The sequence below is a fragment of the Streptomyces sp. ActVer genome, from assembly GCF_027270795.1.
In the GTDB taxonomy this organism is placed as follows: domain Bacteria; phylum Actinomycetota; class Actinomycetes; order Streptomycetales; family Streptomycetaceae; genus Streptomyces; species Streptomyces umbrinus_A.
The window spans coordinates 1-2,991 of sequence record NZ_JAPWHT010000741.1 but is presented as its reverse complement, the minus strand read 5'-3'; the positions used below and the strand labels follow the sequence as shown (position 1 = coordinate 2,991).

The 2,991-nt window shown below is 68.5% G+C and carries 4 protein-coding genes and 1 pseudogene; 4 read left to right on the top strand and 1 reads right to left on the bottom strand.

Annotated features, from left to right (window positions below):
• Window positions 1-190: 190 nt before the first annotated feature.
• The 4 genes from O3Q52_RS51425 (at window position 191) to O3Q52_RS51410 (ending at window position 2,453) form a co-directional block, all read left to right on the top strand.
• The gene (locus O3Q52_RS51425) at window positions 191-562 is read left to right on the top strand and encodes a DUF317 domain-containing protein (RefSeq protein WP_269655294.1); all 372 of its coding nucleotides are present in this window, start codon (window positions 191-193) and stop codon (window positions 560-562) included.
• An 81-nt stretch (window positions 563-643) separates the two neighbouring features.
• A complete protein-coding gene (locus tag O3Q52_RS51420) occupies window positions 644-934 on the top strand; it encodes a hypothetical protein (RefSeq protein WP_057608360.1) in 291 nt (96 codons plus the stop codon).
• A 15-nt stretch (window positions 935-949) separates the two neighbouring features.
• Entirely contained in the window at window positions 950-1,768 is an 819-nt protein-coding gene (locus tag O3Q52_RS51415; RefSeq protein WP_269655293.1) for a DUF317 domain-containing protein, read from the top strand.
• Window positions 1,769-2,048: 280 nt separating this feature from the next.
• Window positions 2,049-2,453, top strand: coding sequence for a hypothetical protein (locus tag O3Q52_RS51410; protein ID WP_269655292.1), 405 nt, complete (start codon window positions 2,049-2,051; stop codon window positions 2,451-2,453).
• A gap of 90 nt (window positions 2,454-2,543) precedes the next feature.
• Here the strand turns inward: O3Q52_RS51410 and O3Q52_RS51405 are convergent.
• Window positions 2,544-2,991, bottom strand: a pseudogene (locus tag O3Q52_RS51405) (hypothetical protein); the annotation flags it as partial.

The window sequence follows — 2,991 nt, the reverse complement described above, 5'->3', positions numbered from 1 at the left end:
GGGTTGACCCCGTTGACCTGCGGCGACTCGGTTGGATGGCAAGGACTGGGAGCGACTGTGTTCCCTGTCGAAGGACAGCAGTTCGCCGGGGGCAGACAGGAAAGATCACGGAAAGACTGGCCAACGTGCGTGAGGGCATGTCAACCTAGACGACCTTGCAAGAAACCCCAGGTCAGAGAGGTGATTGCCTGTGACCGTAGCGCCCGTGGGCTCCGGTTTCGCTACCACCGTTGAAGCCCTGCGGCTGCGTGAGTGGCAGCTCGGACCCGGCCAGCCCACGCTGGTGATGGACCAGTTCTCCGCAGAGGACTTCCACCTGATTGTGGACGACCGTGCGGACGTGCACGTCAGCTCGAGGGACGGCCGGTTCTACCTCGGTTGGTTCCCGCTCGGCCGTCCCGGTACGGACGGTGAGGGATGGAAGATCGCTGTGTCCGGCACGGCCAAGGTGCGTGGTTACCACCTGTCGTTCGACGTCGAGACGCCGGCCGACATCGTCGCCGCCGCCGTGGCGCGTGTGCTGGAGACCTCACGTCGTGTACGACAGCGCGCCCACGAGTAGTTCTCGCCCGGACGGCCGGTCAGATGTCGGGCCCTGCCCTTTTCACCGCTCACTGTTTCCGCTCACCCCAGGAGGCTGTTCGTGACGACCCCGGAGATGACCGTCGGTGATCTCATCGACCTGCTGTCCGCCTGCGACCGGGATGCTCCGGTCCGACAGGCCATGAACCCCTTCTTTCCGATGGCGCACCGCCTGGCGCAGGTCGTGCAGTCCGTGGATGAGACCGGCCGGACCGTCGTCTACCTCGCCGAGGGGCGGGACGAGGACGCACAGCTCGGACATCTGCCGCCCGAGGTCGCCATCGCCCTGACCTGGCAGGGCCCCGTCCAGGCACCCCCGCGCCGCCCCCGCCGCCGTGCCGGCGGCAACTAGACCCGCACCGACCCCTTGGAGGCGCCCCTGTACCCCGACTTCCCGCCCGACCCGTCCATTCCGCCCGGCGGCCAGCCCGCGTTCTGGGTCGGCCCCCGGCATCTGGCCGGTGACGACGGGTGCCTCTACGACGGCGTTGCCGACACGCTCTCCGGTCTGGGCTGGACGAGCCTGACGATTGTCCGCGGACGTCATGAGCCGGACGAGGAACCCCAGGACCGCCAGGTCCTGCGCAGCACCGTTCTGCACATCAGCTCCGACACCCTCCGATGGGCGCAGTGGAGCCTGGCGGACGAGCCGTTCCACCTGGGAGACCTGCCGATCGCCTGGCAGATCTCCGCCCGCGCGGACACCAGCAGCCCGCTCGCGTCGTGGTCGTGCTACTTCACCACCGACGTCCCAGGCGAGGCTGTGGCCGACTTCCTCGTCGCGCTCGACGCCCGAGAGCAGCCCGCCGTGCCGTTCGCCGGACCCGAACTGGTCCTCGACGCCGTAGCCGCACACGGCTGGCTCCGCGACATCGACCAGCCCGACGCGGCAGCGACAGACCCGACGTTCACCTCGCACATCAGCCTCGGCGAGGTACCGCCCCTCATCCAGGACGCCGACCCGCGCGCCCTGACGACCGAGGCCGACGAGCCAGGACCAGTCGGATGGCAGGCATGGGCCGAGCCCGCGCTCGGCGCCCCCTGCCTGTGGGCGGCCTCCTTCGGAGCCAGCGCCCCGCACGACCTCGTGGCAGCTTTCGCCACTTCCCTCAGCTCGACCGCACCGGTCCTGCGCCGGGTGCTGCCCGAGGCCACCCGGGAGCGACTGCTGCGGGCGCCGGCCTAGCCATCGACGGCGCACCTAACCAGACGGAAGAAACCCGGTCCCCGAACAGGGGCCGGGCTTCTGGTATTTCCCTCCGGGGCTCGGGCGAGCCATCGAGTCGGAGGACGGCGACCGGGGCGACGAGTACAGGGTGTCGGGCCTGCCCGGCACTGGTGATCGTCTCCGGCCCCAAGGCGGGGAAGTGCGGTGAAGCGGGGGTCTGCTCGGTGTATTGAAGCGGATCGGGTGATGTCGGTTGATTGCCTGACAGGTAGCGGCTGGGTCCGATAGATGGGTGCACATGGACGACTCCACGCCTGGTGAACGCACTCCCGCAGATGGCGAGCCCGCGCCCTCTGACGAGAAGGCGAAGAGCTGGTACGCGAAGCACAAGCCGAAGATCCGCGTCATGGGCGGCGTGACTCTGAGCGTAAGTCTGGCCGTGGTCGCTTACCTCGCAAGGCAGGGCTCCACAAGGCATGAGGTCGAGGACATCGCGGATTACGAACCGGCCTCCGACGATGAAGCTACGGAGCAACTTCGCCAGTCCTCGCCTGCCCCTGACCACGACCCCTTCCTCCGAAGGCTCCCTCCCGGTCAGCACGCCAGCGAAGAGGCCAAGGCGAGGTATAGGGAGTTGACGGGGAACGAGCTTCCTGACGGTTACACCGTGGTTCGCCGCTGGATGTACGGAACCGCAGCCTGACCACCGCACTGGTGTCCGTCAAAGCGGAACAAGCACAGCACTGCTGCCCCCGACCGTCCTGGTCGGGGGCAGCAGTGGTGTCGGGGCCTGTCAGCTGGCTGCCGTGGCCTTGGTGAGGGCCTTGTCGAGGTGGCGGTCGACGAGGGCCGGGGAGCCGGAGACGATCAGCAGCAGGCTGCCGTCGCGGATCGCGGTCTGCTTGACCACGGTGCTCCGTCCTCCGGCGGAGAACGTCAGGAGCTGGCTCCACTGCTCGTCACCGAGGCCGTGGGGCGCGGGCAGCTTCTGCGAAGCGATGTCGATCGGGGTGCCGCCCGCGACGACCTGGTAGGTAGGACATCCGGTCATGGCGTCGAAGATCCGGCCGATGCCGTCGGACAGCTTGGTCGCGCCGTCGCTGTACAACTCCTCCGAGAACTCCGAGGAGCTGCCGCCGTAGGTGAAGGCCGTCTTCGCTTTGCGGGGGAAGGTGAGCGTGGCGCCGGTGGCCGCGTCGCCGCCCAGTTCGCTCAGGGCTGGGCAGCCGATGACGGTGACG